Origin of the sequence: Streptomyces sp. NPDC050997 (assembly GCF_040660135.1) — a bacterium.
Lineage (GTDB): Bacteria > Actinomycetota > Actinomycetes > Streptomycetales > Streptomycetaceae > Streptomyces.
The window spans coordinates 92,904-115,048 of sequence record NZ_JBFAGK010000016.1; the positions used below are offsets into that span (position 1 = coordinate 92,904).

At 70.0% G+C, this 22,145-nt stretch carries 17 protein-coding genes; 12 read left to right on the forward strand and 5 right to left on the reverse strand.

Annotated elements, in window-relative coordinates; genetic code table 11:
* The first annotated feature begins 513 nt into the window (after window positions 1–513).
* The 6 genes from AB0H86_RS30550 (at window position 514) to AB0H86_RS30575 (ending at window position 9,376) form a co-directional block, all read left to right on the forward strand.
* On the forward strand, window positions 514–2,430 hold the full coding sequence (locus AB0H86_RS30550; RefSeq protein WP_362446136.1) for a glycogen debranching N-terminal domain-containing protein: 1,917 nt from the start codon (window positions 514–516) through the stop codon (window positions 2,428–2,430).
* Between the two features lie 118 nt (window positions 2,431–2,548).
* Window positions 2,549–3,307 carry an NUDIX hydrolase gene (locus tag AB0H86_RS30555; RefSeq protein WP_362445832.1) on the forward strand — a complete coding sequence of 253 codons (759 nt, stop codon included), beginning with the start codon at window positions 2,549–2,551 and terminating at the stop codon, window positions 3,305–3,307.
* A 159-nt stretch (window positions 3,308–3,466) separates the two neighbouring features.
* Entirely contained in the window at window positions 3,467–5,335 is a 1,869-nt protein-coding gene (locus AB0H86_RS30560; protein WP_362445835.1) for an ABC transporter ATP-binding protein, read from the forward strand.
* A 161-nt stretch (window positions 5,336–5,496) separates the two neighbouring features.
* On the forward strand, window positions 5,497–6,384 hold the full coding sequence (locus AB0H86_RS30565; RefSeq protein ID WP_362445838.1) for a FadR/GntR family transcriptional regulator: 888 nt from the start codon (window positions 5,497–5,499) through the stop codon (window positions 6,382–6,384).
* Window positions 6,385–6,813: 429 nt separating this feature from the next.
* Window positions 6,814–8,358: an RNA polymerase sigma factor gene (locus tag AB0H86_RS30570; protein ID WP_362445841.1), complete on the forward strand. Its 1,545-nt coding sequence runs from the start codon at window positions 6,814–6,816 to the stop codon at window positions 8,356–8,358.
* 151 nt (window positions 8,359–8,509) lie between these two features.
* Window positions 8,510–9,376 carry a serine protease gene (locus AB0H86_RS30575; RefSeq protein WP_362445843.1) on the forward strand — a complete coding sequence of 289 codons (867 nt, stop codon included), beginning with the start codon at window positions 8,510–8,512 and terminating at the stop codon, window positions 9,374–9,376.
* A 103-nt stretch (window positions 9,377–9,479) separates the two neighbouring features.
* Here AB0H86_RS30575 and AB0H86_RS30580 read toward each other — a convergent pair whose 3' ends face one another.
* Window positions 9,480–9,710, reverse strand: a complete 231-nt coding sequence (locus tag AB0H86_RS30580) for a hypothetical protein (protein WP_362445846.1) — start codon at window positions 9,708–9,710, stop codon at window positions 9,480–9,482.
* A 440-nt stretch (window positions 9,711–10,150) separates the two neighbouring features.
* On the opposite strand from AB0H86_RS30580, the gene AB0H86_RS30585 reads away from it, so the two are divergent.
* The 6 genes from AB0H86_RS30585 (at window position 10,151) to AB0H86_RS30610 (ending at window position 17,256) form a co-directional block, all read left to right on the forward strand.
* Window positions 10,151–12,274 carry a DNA topoisomerase IV subunit B gene (locus tag AB0H86_RS30585; protein WP_362445848.1) on the forward strand — a complete coding sequence of 708 codons (2,124 nt, stop codon included), beginning with the start codon at window positions 10,151–10,153 and terminating at the stop codon, window positions 12,272–12,274.
* A gap of 413 nt (window positions 12,275–12,687) precedes the next feature.
* Complete coding sequence (locus tag AB0H86_RS30590; RefSeq protein ID WP_362445852.1) at window positions 12,688–13,212, forward strand: DUF1453 domain-containing protein; 525 nt, start codon at window positions 12,688–12,690, stop codon at window positions 13,210–13,212.
* Window positions 13,209–14,360: a histidine kinase gene (locus AB0H86_RS30595; protein ID WP_362445855.1), complete on the forward strand. Its 1,152-nt coding sequence runs from the start codon at window positions 13,209–13,211 to the stop codon at window positions 14,358–14,360. The genes AB0H86_RS30590 and AB0H86_RS30595 overlap by 4 nt, the downstream gene beginning before the upstream one ends.
* Complete coding sequence (locus AB0H86_RS30600) at window positions 14,357–15,037, forward strand: response regulator transcription factor (protein ID WP_362445858.1); 681 nt, start codon at window positions 14,357–14,359, stop codon at window positions 15,035–15,037. The genes AB0H86_RS30595 and AB0H86_RS30600 overlap by 4 nt, the downstream gene beginning before the upstream one ends.
* A gap of 69 nt (window positions 15,038–15,106) precedes the next feature.
* The gene (locus AB0H86_RS30605; RefSeq protein WP_362445861.1) at window positions 15,107–15,667 is read left to right on the forward strand and encodes a DUF485 domain-containing protein; all 561 of its coding nucleotides are present in this window, start codon (window positions 15,107–15,109) and stop codon (window positions 15,665–15,667) included.
* Entirely contained in the window at window positions 15,664–17,256 is a 1,593-nt protein-coding gene (locus tag AB0H86_RS30610) for a cation acetate symporter (RefSeq protein WP_362445864.1), read from the forward strand. Before AB0H86_RS30605 ends, AB0H86_RS30610 begins: the two co-directional genes overlap by 4 nt.
* 66 nt (window positions 17,257–17,322) lie before the next feature.
* Here the strand turns inward: AB0H86_RS30610 and AB0H86_RS30615 are convergent, their stop codons facing one another.
* The 4 genes from AB0H86_RS30615 to AB0H86_RS30630 form a co-directional block, all read right to left on the reverse strand.
* Complete coding sequence (locus AB0H86_RS30615) at window positions 17,323–18,003, reverse strand: response regulator (RefSeq protein WP_362446139.1); 681 nt, start codon at window positions 18,001–18,003, stop codon at window positions 17,323–17,325.
* Window positions 18,003–19,700 carry a sensor histidine kinase gene (locus tag AB0H86_RS30620; RefSeq protein WP_362445867.1) on the reverse strand — a complete coding sequence of 566 codons (1,698 nt, stop codon included), beginning with the start codon at window positions 19,698–19,700 and terminating at the stop codon, window positions 18,003–18,005. The genes AB0H86_RS30615 and AB0H86_RS30620 overlap by 1 nt, the downstream gene beginning before the upstream one ends.
* 140 nt (window positions 19,701–19,840) lie before the next feature.
* Window positions 19,841–20,785 (reverse strand): sucrase ferredoxin, encoded by a 945-nt coding sequence (locus AB0H86_RS30625; protein WP_362445870.1) that lies wholly within the window; start codon window positions 20,783–20,785, stop codon window positions 19,841–19,843.
* Between the two features lie 53 nt (window positions 20,786–20,838).
* Window positions 20,839–22,095: a citrate synthase gene (locus AB0H86_RS30630; RefSeq protein ID WP_362445873.1), complete on the reverse strand. Its 1,257-nt coding sequence runs from the start codon at window positions 22,093–22,095 to the stop codon at window positions 20,839–20,841.
* Window positions 22,096–22,145: the final 50 nt, after the last annotated feature.

Sequence of the window (22,145 nt, forward strand, 5' to 3'; positions counted from 1 at the left end):
GACTCCGAAGAGGCCCGTCCCGTTCACCTGAGTGGAGGTACGCCTGACCCGGCGACACCGCCGTACCGCCCTTGTCCCTCAGGAGCCCCGCACCCGGCGCCGAACACGCCAGAGGCACACAGAGTGCAAAGGAAGTCTTCCTTGCATCAGCCGACTCCGCTCTCCGTCACCGACGACGACCGCCCGTCCCTCGGTACACCCACACCGACAGGGAAAGGAGGCATCACCCCGCCATCGGACGAACTCTCCTGCGTGACCTCAGGACAGGTGAAGCGACCGCAGAGCGAGCAGGCCGAACAGCCCGTGGGGCAGGAGCGGCTCTCGCGCTCGAATCAGTCTTTCCGTCCCACCCCGTCGACGTCTCAGGGCTGGTCGTCGGCGGCTACGGGCCGGGCTCCGTCCCCCACCACGGGCCGTCGCCCACCTCCATCGGTCTCACAAGGCCACCCGGCACCCGCGCCGATCCCGGTTCCCCGCCCCTCGCCCGAACTTCCCTCTGCCCACACCACCCTCATCTGCGTCGCGCTCCCCGGCCTCGCCATCTCCACGGACCAGGGGCAACTGACCGGTCAAGGACTGGAGGGGTTCTACCGAGCGGGCCGACGCGTGCTCTCGCGCTGCCAGGTCCGCGTCGCCGGACGCGAACCGATCGCGGTCCAGGGCCGGACCACCGCGGCGGACCGGGCACGCTTCGTGGGAGCGCTTCGCTCGTCCCCCAGTACCGGCCCGGACCCGGACGTCGTGGTCGAACGCACCCGCCATGCGGACGGCACGGAACGCATCACCCTCCACAGCGCGGCCCCGCGCCCGCTGCGGCTGCCGGTGGAGGTCGCCCTGGGTACGGACCTGGCGGACCTGGGAACGATCGCCTCCGGCCGCGCGGGGCCCGAACTGCCTGCCAGCGTCCACGACTCAGGCCTGCGATGGTCCGGCGCCGGAGTCAGCGCCTCGGTCACGGCCGACCCGCCGCCCACCGACGCCCTGGCATCCGCGGGGCTGCTGCGCTGGGAGTTCGAAGTACCGCCAGGCGGCACAGTGACTGTGGAACTGCGCGTACAGATGGATGGCGCAGGGCCCGTTCGGGCTGTGGGACGCGCGGCGACGAGTCCCTTGGCACCAGCCCGCGCGACCGGCGACCACCCCGGCGTACAGGCGCTGCTGCACACGAGCATCGAGGACCTCCAGGCCCTGCTGCTGCGCGACTCGGCACACCCGGCCGACACATACCTGGCGGCCGGCGTGCCCTGGCGCTGCGGCATGGCCCCGGCCGAGGCACTCGCCGCCGCTCGCATGACGCTGCCCTTGGGGACCCGACTCGCGGTGGGCACGCTGCGCACTCTCGCGCGAACGCAACTCCTGGCGCCCGGACCGGGGTCGGGCATGATCCCCGGCCCTCGTCGGGATGCCGGACCTCACCTGCCGCCGAACTGCACGGGCACGGAGGCGACCCTGCTCTTCCCCGTGCTGCTCGCGGAATCCCGCCGCTGGGGCCTTTCGCAGCAGGAGACGGAGGAACTGCTCCCGGCCGCCGAGCGCTGTCTTGCCTGGCTGCGCACGACCGTGGGCGACGGAACGTATCTGAGCGATCCGCACCCCGCAGGCCCTGTCCGCTGCGAGACACAGGCCCATGCCCACCGTGCGGCGCTCCTCGGCGCCGACCTGCTCGATGCGTGCGGCCGACCGGGTGGCGACGGGCTGCGGCAGTGGGCGCGGCAGCTGCGGGCGGCCTTCCGCGAGGAGTTCTGGGTCGAGGACCGCGGCGGCGGTCGACCCGCGGCAGCCCGTGCCCCGGACGGGCGCCTCGTGACGCAGTTCGGTGCCATGGCCGCTCACCTTCTCGACACCGGGCTGCTGGGGGGAGGTTGCCACGCGCCAGGGCTGCTTGACCGGGTGCAGACCGAACAACTCGCCCGGCTGTTCGCAAGCCCAACACTGGACTCCGGTTGGGGCCTGCGCGGACTGGGTGTGAAGGAGGGGGGCTACAACCCGTTCGGGCACCGTGCCGGTGCCGTTCGAGTTCAGGAGACGGCGATCGCCGTAGCGGGCCTGGCTGCCGCAGGCTACGAGAAGGAGGCGACTTCGCTGCTCAGGGGAGTCTTGGCAGCCGCCGAGACCTTCGGCCACCGGCTGCCCGAGATGTACGCGGGGGAGCAGCGCACCGACGGCAGCAGCCCGCTGCCCCATCCTGCGGCCTGCCGTCCCTCGGCCACGGCAGCGGCCGCGGGAGTTCTGCTGCTGACAGCCCTCGCGGGCATCCGTCCCGACGCCCCGGTCGGCGCGGTCACGCTGCGTCCGGTGCGCAGCGCGCCACTCGGCGAGATCGGACTGACCGGACTGAGGGTCGCGGGCGCCCCCTTCTCGGTACGTGTCAGCCGACTCGGGCTCGCCATGGTCGAGGAGGCGGTCGAGGGATTGCAACTGGGGGTGTGACCTCGAAGGACACACCGTCGAGGGAGAACCGTGAGCCTCGCCGAACCGAAGTGGATCAGGCCCCGATACGACTGACGAAGGGAGTGTTTATCGTCAAGCAGACGACTATGATCGCCGCATGCCCTACGACCCGTCAGCCTTCCCGCCCTTTGCCGTCACCGTGGACCTGGTCGTGCTGACCGTGCGCCGCCACGCCCTGTGCGCGCTGGCGGTGCGTCGGGGCGAGCCGCCGTTCCAGGGGCGTTGGGCGCTCCCCGGCGGCTTCGTACGGGCCGACGAGGACCTGGCGCAGGCGGCGGCACGCGAGCTGGCCGAGGAGACCGGACTGCGCGCTCACGACCCGTCCGTCCCCGTTCAGGACAACGGCGCCCATCTGGAACAGCTCGCGACCTATGGCGACCCCAAGCGCGACCCCCGGATGCGCGTGGTCAGTGTCGCCCACCTCGCCCTCGCTCCCGACCTGCCCGCTCCCCGGGCGGGCGGCGACGCCAGCAATGCGCGCTGGGCACCCGTCGAGGAGTTGTTGCAACACAACGGATACGGCCGCGACGGCGAACCGATCGCACCGCTTGCCTTCGACCACGCCCAGATCCTGGCGGACGGCGTGGAACGGGCCCGCTCAAAGATCGAGTACTCATCGCTGGCCACCGCCTTCTGCACACCCGAGTTCACCGTCGGGGAGCTGCGCCGCGTCTACGAGGCGGTGTGGGGCGTGGCGCTCGACCCGCGCAACTTCCACCGCAAGGTGACCGGCACACCCGGCTTCCTCGTGCCCACCGGGGGTACGACCACCCGTCAGGGTGGACGTCCCGCCCAACTCTTCCGCGCCGGCGGAGCCACTCTGCTCAACCCTCCGATGCTGCGCCCCGAGGTGTGACACCGGTGCACGCGGGACGGGAAGCCGACGGGTTCCCGCCCGAACGGTGAACCGCCCTCCGTTACGAACGGCACACAGTGGGCCGAAGGTGCCGCTCTTGCTGCGGAGTGGGCCCTGCGGTACCCGAAAAAACGGACATAGCGCGCTATCTTGATCCGGGTGATCCAGGCCTTCGGACTGACCAGCAACACCCGCAGGGACCTTCCGCCCGCTGTCGACGACCTCTCCTTCGAAGCGCGCGCAGGCCGTGTCACCGCACTCCTCGGAGCTCCGGGCGCGGGCAAGACAACCGCGCTCAGGCTGATGCTCGAACTGCAACAGGGCCGTGGCATCACCTACTTCAGAGACCGCCCTCTGCACCGCATCGCCCACCCGTCGCGTGAAGTCGGCGTGCTGCTGGGCGATGTGCCAGGTCATCCCGCCCGTACCGTACGGGGGCATCTGCGCATGCTGTGTGCCGCGGCGGGCGTACCGGTGCGGCGCGCTGACGAAGTCCTCGACGCAGTGGGCCTCGTCAGTCTGCGCGACGAACGCCTCGGCACCCTGTCGCGCGGCATGGACCGCCGGCTTGGTCTGGCCTGCGCGCTGCTTCCGGACCCACACGCACTCCTGCTCGACGAGCCCGCCGACGGGCTCTCCGCCCGCGAGTGCCACTGGCTCCACGGCATGCTCCGGGCCCACGCGGCCCAGGGCGGCACGGTCCTGCTCACCACGGCCGACCCCAAGGAGGCCGCACGCACCGCTGACCGTGTGGTCACCCTGGACAAGGGCAGGCTCGCCGCCGACCAGGACGTGACCGACTTCGCCCGTACGCGACTACGCCCCCGCGTCGCCGTCCGCACCCCCCACGCCGCCCGCCTCGCGACCCTGATCGCCAAGGAGGCCCGTACCACGCAGCGCTCCGTCGAGGTCGTTCGGGAGGGCGGCAATCGCCTCTCCGTGTACGGCAGTACCTGTGCCGATGTCGGCGAGACCGCGTTCCGCCACGGCGTGCTCGTCCATCAACTCGCAGACGAGGTCGGAGACATGGGGCCAGGAGCAGCGCGGCGCCCCTCGGGGAACGAGCAGGTGCCCGCGGAGACGCAGCCATGTGCCGCAGTGTCGGAACTCGCCGAATCTGATGAGCCCCACGACATCGAACCGTCCGTCGGCGCGAACGAGAGGGAGCGGCAGGTTCAGGAGGGCGCACGCTCCGGCGAAGCGCTCCGGCCCGCCGATCCGTTGTCGCCCCTCCCACCCCCCATTTCGGTCCGCTCCGCACCCAGTCCGCTACGCCCGCTGCGCTACGAACTGCGACGCGCCACCGGAGTGGGCACCGGGTTCCTCACCGCAGCCGCCGTCCTCGTCGTCTCCGCGCTCACCGCCGTCTTCCTGGCCCGTGTCGGACACACCCCTCAGCCACGCCTGCTGGCCGCGTGGCCGCGGGAACTGCCCTTGCCGCCCGCGGCCCTCGGCGCGGGTCTGCTCGGGGCGCTCGCCTTCGGTGACGAGTTCCGCCACCCCGCCCTGGCGGCGGACCGCGGCACCGTGCCCCGCCGACTCGGGCTGCTCGCCGCCAAACTCGCCGTCACCGCGGCCACGGCCCTCCTGCTGGCCTTCCTCACGGTGGGCTGCGACGCCGAAATGCTCTATCTCGTCTACGGACGGGAGCTGGCGGAAGTTCCCACCGACTGGCTCGCCCTGAGCGCCAGTTGGATCGGACTCGTGGTCGGCTGCGCCTGGGCGGGCGTGCTGGCCGCGGGCATCTTCCGGTCCACCACGGCCGGGCTCGCCGCCCTGGTGGCCGTACCCGTCGTCGTTCTGCCGCTCGTACAAAAGGCCTTCGAGGGGCCGTCCGTGCGGGCTGCGGCAGGGTTTCCCGTACGGCTGCGTGAGGTGTTCCTGCTGCAGTGGCCCTTCGGTGGAGAGCGCTATCTGGAGGCCGCAGCGCGCGTGGTCGTCCAACCCGTCGGCAGTGCGCTGACGTTGTCGCTCACCGCCCTGCTCTGCGCATATCTGCTCACGACCCTGCGTGGCAGGGTTCGCTGACGACCGTCCGTGCCTTTGCGGTTCCGCCCTGCGCACAACTTCCCGGGAAAGCCCATTTCTTTCCGATAAGGCGTCAATTGCGACGGGGTGAGCGATCACCCTTTCGTGTGCTTTTCACCAAAGACCTCAAGGGAGTTGGAAGCGGCGCCGACAAAGGATCCGTGAGTACCCTTGCGCACACCATGATGACCGCCGCCCGCTCCGCAGACTCCGGCCTCGCCGGCCCGGGCGAACTCGACCGCTATCCCTACGTGGAGGCCCCCACCGCCGGCCGCGTCGGAATCCCCTCGTGGGACAGCGCGGACCCGGAGCTGGGCCGGGTGGGCCGACGTGCCGCCGGCAGCCGCGGACGCGGGCTGCACGGCCAACTCGTTCAACAGCTCGGCCAGATGATCGTTTCCGGTGATCTGGGCGCCGACCGTCCACTGGTGCCCGAGGAAATCGGCCAGCGTTTCGAGGTGTCCCGCACCGTCGTCCGTGAATCGCTCCGCGTCCTGGAGGCCAAGGGCCTGGTCAGCGCGCGTCCGAACGTCGGCACACGCGTGCGCCCCGTCAGCGACTGGAACCTCCTCGATCCGGACATCATCGAATGGCGGGCCTTCGGGCCGCAGCGCGAGGACCAGCGCCGCGAGCTGAGCGAACTGCGCTGGACGATCGAACCGCTCGCCGCCCGGCTCGCCGCGGGGCACGGACGCGAGGATGTGCAGCAGCGGCTCGCCGACATGGTCGAGATCATGGGCCATGCCATGGCGCAGGGTGACGCTCTGACGTTCTCCCGTGCCGACGCGGAGTTCCACTCCCTGCTCATCCAGGTCGCCGGCAACCGTATGCTGGAGCACCTTTCAGGGATCGTGTCGGCCGCCCTTCAGGTCTCCGGCAGTCCCGTCACAGGCTGCGACCGGCCGAATGAGGCCTCTCTGGCGCACCATGCCCGGATCGTCGACGCGCTGGCCGCCGGGGACGGCACGGCGGCCGAGACCGCCATGCGGCAACTGCTCACCGTCCACCCCGATGTGGAGCGCGTGGTGCCCGCGCCGCGCGAGCACTGACCGCGCACCATGGTCGGCACAGGCGGGACTGCCTCTCCCCTCCGGTGATGCCCCCCGGTCTGTAGGCCGCCTCCCGTCGGACCCCGCAGAATCCCCAGGGATTCTGCGGGGTCCGACGGGAGGGCGAGGTGGTGTGTCCCACGAAGTGACCAGTTTCAGGCCGCGACTGGCCGCATATGTTCGCGTGTGACCGTTTTTGAGCGTTTACGGGATGTGACTCGGGCCACGCGGATTGGGCGTAACGCTCGTGGGAGCAGCGCGATGACCTAAGAGGTGACAGCCGCGGAGGGAATACGGACGCCGTACAAGGCGCTGTGCATCTTCCCGGCCCCCACCCGCGCCGTCGGCCCATCCCCAAGGCCGGTGGTCGGCTCCTGTCCATCATGGACGGGGCCGGAAGCCGTTTTCCAACGTTCCGAGAGGTTGTTCGTGTCGGCCAGCACATCCCGTACGCTCCCGCCGGAGATCGCCGAGTCCGTCTCTGTCATGGCGCTCATTGAGCGGGGAAAGGCTGAGGGGCAGATCGCCGGCGATGACGTGCGTCGGGCCTTCGAAGCTGACCAGATTCCGGCCACTCAGTGGAAGAACGTACTGCGCAGCCTCAACCAGATCCTCGAGGAAGAGGGTGTGACGCTGATGGTCAGTGCCGCGGAGCCCAAGCGCACCCGAAAGAGCGTCGCAGCGAAGAGCCCGGCCAAGCGCACCGCCACCAAGACGGTCGCGGCGAAGACGGTGACCACCAAGAAGGCCACCGCCACCGCCACCGCCACGGCGACGGCTTCCGCCGCCGAAGCCTCCGTCGAGGACGACGCGCCCGCCAAGAAGGCAGCAGTCAAGAAGACAACGACCGCCAAGAAGGCGGCCGCGAAGAAGACCGTCGCCAAGAAGGCGACGACGGCCAAGAAGACGGCCGCCGGCAAGGACGACGCCGAGGCCGTCGAGGACGAGGTCCTTGAGGACGCCAAGCCCGGCGAAGAGGAAGAGGAGGGGACCGAGAACAAGGGTTTCGTCCTCTCCGACGACGACGAGGACGACGCGCCCGCACAGCAGGTCGCCGTGGCCGGTGCCACCGCCGACCCCGTCAAGGACTACCTCAAGCAGATCGGTAAGGTTCCGCTGCTCAACGCCGAGCAGGAGGTCGAGCTCGCCAAGCGCATCGAGGCCGGTCTGTTCGCCGAGGACAAGCTGGCCAACGCCGACAAGCTGGCGCCGAAGCTCAAGCGTGAGCTGGAGATCATCGCCGAGGACGGCCGCCGCGCCAAGAACCACCTCCTGGAGGCCAACCTCCGTCTGGTGGTCTCCCTGGCCAAGCGCTACACCGGCCGCGGCATGCTCTTCCTGGATCTCATCCAGGAGGGCAACCTCGGTCTGATCCGCGCGGTCGAGAAGTTCGACTACACCAAGGGCTACAAGTTCTCCACGTACGCCACCTGGTGGATCCGTCAGGCGATCACCCGCGCGATGGCCGACCAGGCCCGCACCATCCGTATCCCGGTGCACATGGTCGAGGTCATCAACAAGCTCGCGCGCGTGCAGCGCCAGATGCTCCAGGACCTGGGTCGCGAGCCCACCCCGGAGGAGCTGGCCAAGGAACTCGACATGACTCCCGAGAAGGTCATCGAGGTCCAGAAGTACGGTCGTGAGCCCATCTCGCTGCACACCCCGCTGGGCGAGGACGGTGACAGCGAGTTCGGTGACCTCATCGAGGACTCCGAGGCGGTCGTCCCGGCCGACGCGGTCAGCTTCACGCTTCTCCAGGAGCAGCTGCACTCCGTCCTCGACACTCTCTCGGAGCGCGAGGCAGGCGTCGTCTCGATGCGCTTCGGTCTCACCGACGGTCAGCCGAAGACCCTCGACGAGATCGGCAAGGTGTACGGCGTCACCCGCGAGCGCATCCGCCAGATCGAGTCTAAGACCATGTCGAAGCTGCGTCACCCGTCGCGTTCGCAGGTGCTGCGCGACTACCTCGACTAGGTCGCGGTCGTACGACGTCGAAGGCCTGGTCCCCGAGTGTGAGTGGGGCCGGGCCTTCGTGCTGCCCCCGGCGACCGGCTCTCGTGCTGCGACCGGCGGTGCTCTGCATGACCCTGGGTGTCCGAACATCATCCCGGAGTGAGGAGCGTGCATGCGATCTCGCATTGCCCGGGCACTGGCCCGGCCGCTGACTCTGGCGGCCGTCGCAGCCGCCATACCACTGGTGTCGGCCGCCCCTGTGGTCGCCGACAACATCGTCGTCGGGGGTTTTCCGGTCGACGTGTCCGAGAGCCCGTGGACGGTGGCACTGTCCAGCCGTGACCGGTTCGGGGGTACGCGCGCGGGGCAGTTCTGCGGAGGTGTGGCCGTCGGCCGTTCCACGGTTCTCACCGCGGCTCACTGTCTGGGCGAGGACGTCCTGGGCGGCCCACCGGACAGCGTGCGTGACCTCAAGGTCATCGCGGGTCGTACGAATCTCCTCTCCGACGAGGGGCAGGAAATTCGCGTACGCGGAACCTGGGTGAACCCGTACCACGACAGTGTGAGCAACTCCGGTGACTTCGCCGTGCTCACCCTCGCCGAGCCCTTGCCGCAGGGCTCGGTGATCGCCATGGCGCCGACCGGGGATCCGGCGTACGAGCCGGGAACGGGGGCCGCGGTGTACGGCTGGGGGGACAGTACGGGCGCCGGAGACTATGAACACACTCTGCGGGCCGCACGCGTGCGTGTGCTGCCCGACGCCCTCTGCGAGCGGGCCTATCCCGGCAGTGCCGACGGGACGTACCTCGCCGACACGATGCTGTGCGCCGGGGAGGAGGAAGGCGGCCGCGATGCCTGTCAGGGAGACAGTGGCGGCCCGCTCGTCGCCGGGGGGAAGCTCGTGGGGCTGGTGTCCTGGGGGAGCGGGTGCGGTCGCGCGGGCAGTCCTGGCGTCTACACGCGGGTGTCCGACGTCCTGCGGGCGCTGGACTGGGGTGATGGCGTCGGAGGCCGTGTGGCGGCGCCTGGCGGAGGCTGAGGGCCTCTGTGCGGGTACGAGCACGGGCGGGCGCCCCTGGCAGCAGGGGCGCCCGCCCGTCAACCGGCCTGTGCCGGTGCTGGCTCGTCGTGGAACGCGAGTGTCAGCGATCTTCCTCGGCGGCTGCTGCGGGAGCAGCCGTCAGGCGCTCAGTCTCGTCCTGTATCTCAGCGGCGATCTTCTTGAGTTCCGGCTCGAACTTGCGCCCGTGGTGGGCGCAGAAGAGCAGTTCTCCGCCGCTCAGCAGGACGACGCGCAGGTATGCCTGGGCGCCGCAGCGGTCGCAGCGATCGGCGGCCGTCAGTGGGCTCGCGGGGGTCAGAACAGTAGTCACGTCGCCTCTTCTCTAGCTCGACGAGCTGTCGTACCAGGGTCAACATCCAACCAGCCCGAAAACGTTCCCGCTCGTGGCATTTCCTGGAAAAAATCTCTCCGGGCGGCTGTCTGTTGACGGTTGGCGGCGAATGTGCCGTATTGCGTGTCTTTGTGTCTTACGGGTTCGCACTGTCGGTCGGGGGTCTGTCCGGCCGGCTGGGTTGCCGGTTGTTCATGAGGACGTGCCCGGAGCCTAAATGGTTCATGCCTGGAAGGGAACGTGATATGTACTTCACTCAATCGAGGGATCGAACATGCATACGACTCTGGACTAGTGTGAGCTCAGACGAGGGTGGCGTTACATCGGCTCTACCAGGCCTCGGTACCCTCTGAGCGGCGACCGAAGCCGTGCCCTTACCCAGAAGGGCCCCACCTGAAATTCAGCGAGGAGCGAACCGCGTGACCGCCGAGACGTCCGTGCCGTCCACAGCGCTGCTGGCAGGAGCAGACCGGGACGGTTCCAACTACACCGCGCGGCACCTGCTCGTCCTTGAAGGACTCGAAGCCGTGCGCAAGCGCCCGGGCATGTACATCGGGTCCACGGACAGCCGCGGCCTGATGCACTGCCTGTGGGAGATCATCGACAATTCCGTCGATGAGGCCCTTGGCGGTTACTGCGACCACATCGAGGTGATTCTCCAGGACGACGGCTCCGTCGAGGTCCGGGACAACGGCCGTGGCATCCCGGTCGACGTCGAGCCCAAGACCGGACTCTCCGGCGTCGAGGTCGTCATGACCAAGCTGCACGCCGGCGGCAAGTTCGGCGGCGGCTCGTACGCGGCCTCCGGCGGTCTGCACGGCGTGGGCGCCTCCGTGGTGAACGCCCTGTCCGCCCGGCTGGACGTCGAGGTGGACCGCGGCGGTCACACGCACGCCATCAGTTTCCGCCGCGGCACCCCCGGAGCGTTCGCCTCGATGGGGCCCGACGCCAAGTTCGAGCCCACAAGTGGCCTGCGCAAGGCCAAGAGGATCCCGAAGACCCGCACCGGCTGCCGCGTGCGCTACTGGGCCGACCGTCAGATCTTCCTGAAGGATGCCAAGCTCTCCCTGGAGAACCTGCACCAGCGTGCCCGACAGACCGCGTTCCTGGTCCCGGGCCTGACCATCGTCGTCCGTGACGAGTACGGCCTCGGCGAGGGTGGCAGCAAGGGCGAGGAGTCGTTCCGCTTCGACGGCGGCATCAGCGAGTTCTGTGAGTACCTTGCTGCCGACAAGCCGGTCTGTGACGTCCTCCGCTTCTCCGGCCAGGGCTCCTTCAAGGAGACCGTCCCGGTCCTCGACGACCACGGTCAGATGACGCCCACCGAGGTCACCCGTGAGCTCGGTGTGGACGTCGCGATGCGCTGGGGCACCGGCTATGACACGAACCTCAGGTCGTTCGTCAACATCATCGCCACGCCCAAGGGCGGCACCCATGTCGCCGGCTTCGAGCAGGCGATCGCAAAGACGATGAACGAGGTGCTGCGCTCCAAGAAGCTGTTGCGCGTCGCCGAGGACGACGTCGTCAAGGACGACGCCCTGGAGGGCCTCACCGCGGTCGTCACCGTCCGCCTGGCCGAGCCGCAGTTCGAGGGGCAGACCAAGGAGGTCCTCGGTACGTCCGCGGCCCGCCGGATCGTGAACACCGTGATCTCCAAGGAGCTCAAGGCGTTCCTGACGTCCACGAAGCGCGATGCCGCCGCCCAGGCCCGAGTGGTCATGGAAAAGGCGGTCGCCGCGGCCCGGACGCGCATCGCCGCCCGCCAGCACAAGGACGCTCAGCGCCGGAAGACTGCTCTGGAGTCCTCGTCGCTGCCCGCCAAGCTCGCGGACTGCCGCAGTGACGACGTGGACCGCAGCGAGCTGTTCATCGTCGAGGGAGACTCCGCGCTCGGCACGGCGAAGCTCGCCAGGAACTCAGAGTTCCAGGCGCTGCTGCCGATTCGGGGCAAGATCCTCAACGTTCAGAAGTCGTCCGTCACGGACATGCTGAAGAACGTCGAGTGCGGCGCGATCATCCAGGTCATAGGAGCCGGCTCTGGCCGCACCTTCGACATCGACGCGGCTCGCTACGGCAAGATCATCATGATGACCGACGCCGACGTCGACGGCTCGCACATCCGATGCCTGCTCCTGACGCTGTTCCAGCGCTATATGCGGCCCATGGTCGAGGCGGGGCGGGTGTTCGCCGCGGTGCCGCCGCTGCACCGCATCGAGCTGGTCCAGCCGAAGAAGGGCCAGGACAAGTACGTCTACACCTACTCGGACCGTGAGCTGCGCGACAAACTCCTGGAATTCCAGAGCAAGGGGGTCCGGTACAAGGACTCCATCCAGCGGTACAAGGGTCTCGGCGAGATGGACGCCGACCAGTTGGCCGAGACGACGATGGATCCGCGTCACCGCACTCTGCGCCGGATCAACCTCTCCGATCTGGAGGCCGCCGAGCAGGTCTTCGATCTGCTGATGGGCAATGACGTGGCACCCCGCAAGGAGTTCATCTCGGGCTCGGCGGCGACGCTGGATCGATCGCGTATCGACGCGTAGCCGCTCCGCTTGGCCTTGGCTTTGGCCGGGATCTCGGGGGCCGGGGCCGGGGCTGAGGCGGGGGGCAAGGTCGGGCAGGGCAACCGGGAGGGGTGGATCGAGGCAGCTGGTCGGTGCGGGCTCGGGGTGCGGAGGCGCCGCGGAGGCGTTTGGCTCCGGCCGGGCTGCGGGCTGCGGGTTGCGGACGGTAGGTGACTGGGTCGGATCGGGCCGTTGTGGAAGCGCCTGGTTCGGCACGGAGTGCGTTGTCGGTTTGCGTCGGGGTGTCTCCACCCATGGGTGGAGGCCGTCGGCGTAGGGGATCCACCCATGATCCACCCCTGCTCCGATTTGCCGACCTGCGGATTTCCGTAGCGTCGAAGGCGTCGGCAGCGATCGCTGTCGGCACACCCTTCCTCGCTACGGAGGCTCTGATGCCCGGGCTCGTCAACGCGTTGGTGATCGTGGCCGTGGTCGTCCTGGTGGTCGTCCGACAGTTCCGCCCGAGCCGGATCGACACCGAGAAGCGGTGGTGGCTCGTGCCCGTGGTCCTGGCCGTCGTCGCGCTCCGCGAGCCGCACATAGTGGACGCCCATCACCAGACGGCATCGGTTGTCCTGCTCGCCGCCGAACTGCTCACCGGGCTCGCCACCGGAGCCGGCTGGGCCTGGACGACCCGGATATGGGTGGAGCCGGACGGCGCGGTGTGGAGCAGGAGTACCAAGGCGAGCGGGGGTGTCTGGGCCGTCGGCATCGGGTTGCGCGTCGGCCTCTTCGCGCTCGGCATGGCGCTCGGGCTTCACCAGGACTCGTCCGCGCTGCTGCTCGCCCTGGCGGCCACGCTCCTCGTACGCTCCGGGATTCTCGCCTTGCGAGCCCAGCCCCTGGGCCCGGCTGTCGCGGCGGGCCCGGCGTACGGTGACGGTATGTCCCGGCCCACGTGGACGGAACGTGTGTGACCGAGAACGCCTGGACACGTTGGCCCTCCAGGGAAGCGCTCGGGCTCACAGGCACCTCCGGTGCCCGTCGGCTGCTCGGCTGGGGCGCGCGCGTCCTGGTACTCGGCATGCTGCTCTGGGGTGTCTTCACTGGCAGCCACGTGCGGGGCTGGGGTGCGATCGGAGCCGCAGCGGGTGTCCTGCTGGCCGCGTTTCTCGCCTGGGCTCTCTACCGCACCACCCTCGCCCAACGACTCCTGCCCTCGCTGGCACTCCTGGCGCTACTGCTGGGGGTCGCGATCGCCGCCCAGACCGTGGGCTTCAGGGTCCCGGCCCTCGTCATCTGGTGCGGGTGCGCGATCACCGCTTTGGAGCGGCTGCCGGTCGCCGCCGCACTGCCGGTGGCGACCGTCGCCCTCGGGTCCTACGCGGCTGTGAACGACGACGCCTGGCTCACCACAGCGGTGACGACGGCCGGACTCGCCCTCGCCGGTTACGTGCTGCGGCTGGACGCCGAGGCACGTGGCAATGCCCAGCGGCTGCTCGCTCAGGAGCGGGCAGCGCGGGCCGCCGAGGCGGACTCGGCGGCGCTGGCGGAGCGAGCCCGCATCGCACGAGAGATCCACGACGTGCTGGCGCACAGCCTCTCGGCGCAACTTGTGCACCTGGAGGCGGCTCGGCTGCTGATCGAGCGGGGGGCCGACCGGCAGCAGATCCTCGAACGAGTGGTGGCGGCGAGGGGAATGGCCCGGGACGGTCTCGCCGAGACCCGGCAGTCACTGTCGGCTCTGCGCGGCGAGCTGACGCCGCTGGAGGACTTCCTGGCCCAGTTGGTCAGTACGACCGACAGCGCGGAGGCCACCATTACGGGTGAGCGCAGACCCTTGCCGGCGGAGGCTTCCCAAGCCGTACGCAGGGTCGCCCAGGAGGCGCTGACCAACGTCCGCAAGCATGCACCCGGGGCCAAGGTACGGGTGCGACTGGAGTATGGCGAGCACCAAGTGACGCTGGTCGTACGGGACTCGGGTGGGCCGCCGGGCGACCTCGCGGGAGCGGGCGGCGGGTACGGTCTTCTGGGCATGCGTGAGCGCGCCGAGCTGCTGGGCGGTTCGCTGGAGGCAGGGCCGGACGAGGAGGGGTTCGTGGTGTCGCTGAAGGTGCCCGTATGACGGAGGAGGGGCAGCGGCCGGCGCGGGTGGTGGTCGTGGACGACCAGACCGTGGTCCGTGAGGGGATCGTGATGCTGCTGGGCCTGCTCCCCGGCATCGAGGTCGTCGGATCGGCGGGGGACGGCAACGAGGCGGTGCAGCTCGTCGACGAACTCGCCCCGGACGTGGTGCTGATGGACCTGCGCATGCCCCGCTGCGACGGGGTGGAGGCGACCAGGCGTATCCGGGCGGAGCATCCGGAAACGCAGGTCGTGGTCCTCACGACCTATGCGGATGACGAGTCGCTGTTCCCTGCGTTGAGGGCAGGAGCGCGGGGCTATCTCACCAAGGACGCGGGGGGTGACGAGATCGTGCGGGCCGTGCGGAGTGTGCTGTCCGGGGACGCGGGACTGTCGCCGAGCATCCAACGGCGTCTGCTGGAACGCCTGTCGGCTCCCGAGCCGCAACCTGCGACGCCCGCCGAGGCGCCGGACGGGCTCACCACGCGCGAGACGGAAGTGCTGGTGCTGATCGCCGAGGGCCTCAGCAACCAGGAAATCGCCCACACACTGCATGTCTCCACGGCGACCGTGAAAACCCACATCAACAACCTCTTCGCCAAGACAGGGCTCAAGGACCGAGCGCAGGCCGTGCGTTACGCATACGCGAAGGGCCTGGCACGTCCGCCGACGGGTTGAGTCACCTGATGGGGTGAAGAGCGTGGAGAAGAAGAGTCGGGGATCTTCCCGTTCTGTCCATCCTTGGGCATGCAGTCAAGCAATGGTCGCCCCCGCGGAGTCGGCAGTGGTGCCGAGAGGTCGGTCGACCACCACGATGTCCATGATCCGGCTTCCACGGAGGCAGCCGGAGACGTGAGGTACGACGACCCCTGGTACGACGCCCTCGCATCCGGCTGGGGCGAGTCGGCCGGCGCCAGGGTGCCTGTGCCCGCGGACTCGTCGGGACGTCGGGAGTACGAGGCCCCGGTAGCCGCCGCGGCCGATGTGTACCTGGAGGTCCAGCGCAGTGACGCCTTCCAGGAGGTGCGCAGTCGGTACCGGAGGTTCGTGGCACCGGCTGCGGCGGGGTTCTTCGCTTGGTACCTGGCCTACGTGGTGACCGCCACGACCGCGCCGGGACTGATGGCACGGCCCGTGGCGGGTGCCGTGAACGTGGCGATGGTGGCGGGGCTAGGGCAGTTCCTCACGACCTTCCTGCTCACCTGGGCGTATGCCCGGCATGCGAGGCTGCGCCGGGACCGGGCCGCGCTGGAACTGCGCTGGGACACCCAGGAACTGACGCGCGGCCTGCGGGGAGGTTCGTCGTGACGCGAGACCATCAGACGCTGGCGTTGCTGCTGTTCAGCGCGTTCGTCGCGGTCACTCTGGGGATCACTACGTGGGTGAGCAGGCATCGGCAGGGTTCGGCGGAGGAATTCTACGCGGGCGGCCGTCTCTTCTCCCCGATGGAGAATGGTTTTGCCATCGCGGGCGACTACATGTCGGCCGCGTCCTTCCTCGGGATCTCCGGACTGATCGCCCTCTTCGGGTACGACGGGATGCTGTACTCGGTGGGGTTCCTCGTGGCCTGGCTCGTGGTGCTGTTCCTGGTCGCCGAACTGGTCCGTAACTGCGGGCGATTCACGCTCGCCGACGTGGTCGTGTCACGGATGAGTGAGCGGCCCGTGCGGATCGCGGCGGGAACTTCCTCGGTCACCGTGTCCGTTCTGTATCTGGTGGCGCAGATGGTGGGCGCGGGCAGTCTGGTCGCGCTGCTGCTCGGAGGGACCAGCGGAGCCGCGCAGTCCTGGACGGTCATCGGAGTCGGCGCGCTCATGGTGATCTATGTGTCGTTCGGAGGGATGCGGGCCACCACCTGGATCCAGATCGTCAAGGCGGTGCTGCTGCTCGGTGGCACCGTCACCCTGACCGTTCTCGTCCTGGTGCGATTCCGCGGCGACTTCGACCAGTTGCTGCTCACGGCGGCGGAGCGCAGTGGTCACGGCAAGGCGTTCCTGGCGCCCGGCCTGAGGTACGGCGGGGACTGGACGGCCCGCTTCGACTTCATCAGCCTGGGCCTCGCGTTGGTGCTGGGCACGGCCGGGCTGCCGCACATCCTGTCCCGCTTCTACACCGTGCCCACCGCGCGGGCCGCACGGCGTTCCGTCGTCTGGTCGATCGGGCTCATCGGCGGCTTCTACCTGATGACGATCGTCCTCGGTTTCGGCGCGGCGGCGATCGTAGGGCCGGAAGCCGTACGTGGATCGAACGCGGCCGGGAACACGGCCGTTCCGCTTCTCGCCCTTGATCTGGGCGGCGGGGCGGACTCGACGGGAGGAACGGTTTTCTTCGCGATCGTCGCCGCGATCGCCTTCGCCACGATCCTCGCCGTCGTCGCCGGGATCACGCTGGCCTCTTCGGCGTCCGTGGCCCACGATCTGTACGCGTCGCTACGCCGTCGGCATGCCAAGCCGCACAGTGAGGTGACCGTTGCACGGACCGCCGCGGTCGGTGTCGGAGTGGTCGCGATCGCCCTCGGCCTGTTGGCACGGGATCTCAACGTCGCGTTCCTGGTGGGCCTCGCCTTCGCGGTCGCCGCGTCCGCCAACCTGCCGGTGCTGCTCTACTCGCTGTTCTGGCGCGGTTTCACCACGCGCGGTGCCGTCTGGTCCGTCTACGGCGGCCTGATCCCGGCGATGGCCCTCGTGGTGCTGTCACCGGTGGTGTCCGGCAGCCCGGAGTCGCTGTTCCCCGGCGTCGACTTCCAGTACTTCCCGTTGCAGAACCCCGGACTCGTCTCGATCCCGCTGGGCTTCCTCGCCGGCTGGCTCGGCACGGTCACCTCGGCGGAACTGCCCGACGAGGCCAAGCACGCGGAGACCGAGGTGCGTTCGCTGACGGGGGCGGGGGCCGTGTAGGGGCGGCGCCTTCAGCGCCGTACGAGAACTGACTGAGGGGGCCGGCGCTGCGGACCGGGTCGTGCCTCAGGCGCGGGTCGCCCATACGTAACGGTGTTCCGGGCGGCCGGCGTCGCCGTACTTGAGGGTGAGTCTGGCCCGCCCGGTGCGCTCCAGGAGCTTGAGATAGCGCTGGGCGGTCTGGCGGCTCACCCCTGTGCGCTCGGCGATCTCCTGGGCCGACAGAGGGCCTTCGGCGTTCATCAGGGACCGCCGTACGAGCTCCGCGGTGGTGGGGGAGTGGCCTTTGGGCAGTCCGGGCTCGGACGGTGTCGACAGGGCGCCGAAGATGCGGTCCACCTCGGCCTGTTCCGCCTCGCCGCCACCGTCCAGGGTGCGCCGCAGCTGCGCGTAGGCCTCCAGTTTGGCGCGCAGCCCCGCGAAGGCGAACGGCTTGACCAGGTACTGCAGGGCACCCTGCCGCATCGCCGCCTGCACGGTCGTCACGTCCCGGGCCGCCGTCACCATGATCACGTCGGTCTGAAGGCCGCGCCGACGCATCTTCTGGACGACCGCCAGCCCCGTCTCGTCCGGCAGATAGTGATCCATGAGAACCAGGTCCAGACGGGTCGGCCCCTCCAGCTGTCTCAGCGCCTCCGCCGCGTTGTGCGCCACACCGGCCACATGGAAGCCCGGGACCTTCTCCACGTAGGCGGCGTTGACCCGCGCCACCCGGATGTCATCGTCCACCACCAGGACCTCGATCATCACGACTTCTCCTCGGGGGCGGACTGCGGGGTGGACCCCGGTGCGGACTGCGGTGCGGCCGGCGTGCTCAGCGCCGGCTCCCGGTCCGGCACGTCCAGTGCCTCGGGCAGGACGACGGTGAACTCCGCGCCACCGTCTCCCGCCTCACCGACGGTAGCGCTGCCACCCTGCCGTTCAGCGAGCCTGCGCACCAGGGACAGCCCGATTCCGCGCTTGCGATGTGCCGGAGGCGTCTTCGTGGACCAGCCCTCCATGAAGATCAACTCACGCTGTTCCGCCGGGATTCCGGGCCCCGTGTCACGGACCCGAAGGACGACGGTACGTCCCTCCGCCTCCAGCTCGACCTCCACGCGCGCGCGGAGCGTGCCCGCGACGGCGTCCAGTGCGTTGTCCACCAGGTTGCCGACCACCGTGACCAGCCCGCGGGGGTCGACCAGCCGGTCCGGCAGCCGGGTGTGGTCCGAGATCCACAGGGCGACTCCCCGCTCGGCCGCCACAGTCGCCTTGCCGACCAACAGCGCGGCCAGCAGAGGATCATGGATCTTCTCGGTCACCTGTTCGGCGGTGACGCGATGGTCACCGACGACCTCACCGACGAACTCCACGGCGTCCTCGTACATCTCCAGTTCCAGCAGCCCGAGCAGCGTGTGCATGCGGTTGGCGTGCTCGTGGTCCTGGGCACGCAGGGCGTCGATCAGGCCGCGCGTGGAGTCGAGTTCGCGGCCGAGCTGCTCCAGCTCGGTGCGGTCGCGCAGAGTGGCCACGGCGCCACCGTCGTCGGTGGGCATGCGGTTGGCGACCAGCACCCGCTGACCGCGGACGGTGAGCAGGTCGGTGCCTGTCACCCGGCCCGCCAGCACATCGGCCGTACGGCCCTCGCCGAGCGCTTCGTCGGGGGAGCGGCCGACGGACTCGTCCCCGATGCCCAGCAGCCGTTGTGCCTCGTCGTTGAGCAGGCGGACGCGGCCCACGCGGTCCAGGGCGACGACGCCCTCCCGGATGCCGTGCAGCATCGCCTCGCGCTCCGCGAGCAGCCCCGAGATGTCCGAGAAGGCGAGGTCCCGGGTCTGCCGCTGGACCCGGCGGGAGATGAGCCAGGCGGCCAGCGCGCCGACGGCCAGGGCACCTCCGGCGTACGCGAAGAGCCCCGGGATCGCGTGGATCAGCCGAGCCCGCACGCTGTCGTACGCGATACCCACCGAGACCGCGCCGACGATGCCGCCGTGGCTGTCGCGCAGGGGCACCTTGCCGCGCGCGGAGCGGCCCAGGGTGCCGCTGTCTATCTCCATGACCTCCTTGCCGGCCAGGGCCAGGTGGGGGTCGGTCGAGACGGTCCGGCCGACCTCTTTGGGAGTCGGGTGGGACCAGCGCACGCCCCGCCCGTCCATCACCACGATGTACTCGGCGTGGGTGGCCTTGCGGATCCGTTCCGCGATCTTCTGGACGGGCCCGTCGGCCGTCGGAGGTGTGGTCCTGACCTCGTCGGCGATCCCCGGCTCGGCGGCCGTGGTCTGCGCGATGGCGAGCGCGCGGCGCATCGCCTGGTCGTCCAGCTGAGCGCTGAGCGGCGCGAGGAACAGCCCGGTCGCGAGCACCGCGACTCCCGCGGCGATCGCCAACTGCATCAGCAGTACCTGCGAGAACATGCGCCTCGGCAGTCCGAGGCGCAGGCGGCGGGCGGGGGGAGTGGGGCTCATACCCATGACGGTACGTGGAGGCGCCGGAGCTGCCGTAGGGGTGTGGTGTGGATTACTTGATCAACAGTGATTCGCCTCGAGCCCCGGCGCCGCCCGTACGGGGAGCGCCGGGGCCGACGGCTCACAAGCGCCGACGCCGGTCAGCTCGCGAGCGCCCTCGTGGTCGTCACGTCGCGGATCTCCACCACGGCCATCCGCGCGGGTGAGCCGAGCACCGACGCTCCGCAGCTCTCCGGGCGGGCCGGCAGTGACGTGCCCTGGGCGACGACGACGCGCCATCGGCGTCCGTCGGTGTGGGCGACGGTCACCTCCCAGCGGGGCGCGGCCCCCTCCGTGCGGATCACGGCCAGCGTCTGAGCCGCGTACTCGCCCGCGGTCGTGCGCACGGCCAGCTCGGCCGCCTGGCCGGGGCGCTCCCAGGCCGAGTTCCCCCGACACCCCTCCACCACGATCCGCCCCTCCCGCGCGTTGTGCAGGACCTCCTTGACGGCGTGGGCCTCGGCCCTGCCGTAGGCGTAGCCGTACGGCAGGACGAGCAGCGTCGGGGAGAACCGATGACCACCCAGATGTGTGACCTCCCAGACTCCCTCGACGTCGGAGGCGGCCAGCTCGGCCGCGAGGGGCCGGCCGAGAAGCGCGCAGCAGCGGTCACGCTTGCCGTTGGTGCACACGAGCGCGAGCGGATCGCCGGTGTGGGGCCGCCCGTCGAGCGCGGAGTCGAAGGTGCCGTGCTCCCCGCGGCCGAGCGCGGCGAAGTCGATGTCGAGCAGTTGACGCGGGTCGCGGGTCGTGGCGGAGCGCAGCCACACCGAGCCGGGCACGGTGTGGGCCGCGTACACCTGGCGTGAGGCCGGCGTGCCGCTGTCGGCGTGTCGTCCGGGGCGGCGAATGAGCGCGACGCGTACGCCAGTGCCCTTCGCGGCCGCCTCCAGGGCACGGCCCAGCGCGGGATCCAGGTGGCTCGAAGTGAGCGCCTTGGCACCCCAGGGGCCGGCCTGCTCCAGGAGCAGCCAGGTCGTCGCCGTGGCCGCTGTTCCGGAAATCGGCTCGGCCAGGTTTCGGGAGACGGTTGAGCACGTACTCACAGAGGTGAGCCTAACCTGACTTGCTGCGGAGTGACTTCCGGGTGGCGTGTCTCCTACTCGGGCAGGGGTTGCGGGGGCCGTGGGCCCACATAGTGGCCACTTGGGCGCATACGCAGCGGGCGTTCCCCGTACTCCTCCAGAGCGTGGGCGATCCAGCCCGCCGTACGGGCCACTGCGAAGATCGTCTCGCTGGCCGTGGCGGGCATGCCGGAGGAAGCGGTGAGCACGCCCAGGGCCAGGTCGACATTGGCGTGCAGTGGAGCGTGACGAGCCGTGGTGGCCACGATGTCGCGGGCCGCGGCGAGGGCCGGTTCGGCTCTGGGAATGTCCTCGAGGAGATCGAACAGGGCACGCGCGCGGGGATCCTCGCCGGAGTAGAGGCGATGGCCGAGCCCGGGAATGCGCCGGCCGGCCCGCAGCTCGTCCGCGATCACGGGGGCGGCGTCGCCCTGGTCGAGTACCTCGAGCAGCAGCTTGTGGGCGAGTCCCCCGGCCGCGCCGTGCAGTGGCCCTTCGATCACGCCGAGCCCGGCGGAGACGGCGGCGTAGGCGTGCGCGCGGGCCGAGGCCGCGACGCGCACGGCGAGGGTGGAGGCGGCGAGGTCGTGGTCGACGAGCAGGGCGAGTGCCCTGTCCAGCGCACGCAGGGACGCCTTGTCGGCCGTCCGTACGCTGAGACGGGCCCACAGCCGCTGGGCCAGCGGGCCGCTGTCTCGGTGGTCGTGCCGGGCGAGGGGCAGGGCGGCGACCAGGGTCGGGATCAGGCTGCGCGCCGTACCGAGCACGGCTTCTTCGGACAGGTCGAAGCGCAATGGGTCCGAGGCCGCGGCGGCGATGGCCGCGACCCGCAACCGGTCGGCCGGCGCGGTGTGTTCGGGCAGCGCGTCGACCGCGCGGCGGGCGGCGGCGACGGCGGCCTCAGGCGCCGTGAAGGTGGCGCCGGGGCGCAACTGCCCGGTCCACAGCCACTCGGCGACCTCTTCGTAGGAGTGGCGCGCGGCCAGCTCGGTCGCGTCCACGCCGCGGAAGTAGTAGCGGTCGGTGTCGATGAGCGTGAGGCGGGTGCGCACGGACAGCTCGCCCCCGGAGCCCGAAGTCCCGCTGCTCTCCCGTCGGTTGCGCCGGGCGAGCGCCTCCACCTCCTTGGCGTCGAAGGTGCTGCCCCGGCCGCCGGGCACACGTCTGCTGCTGAGCTGCCCACGGCTGACGTACGCGTACACGGTCTCGGGCTTCACGCCCAGCAGCTCGGCGGCCTCTTTGGTGCTCAGCCGGTGTCCGACGGGGCCGGGGTGGGGTTCGTGATCGCGCATAAGACATCACCGTATCCGCAGCCAGGTATGTTGATTCGCATATGTTGATC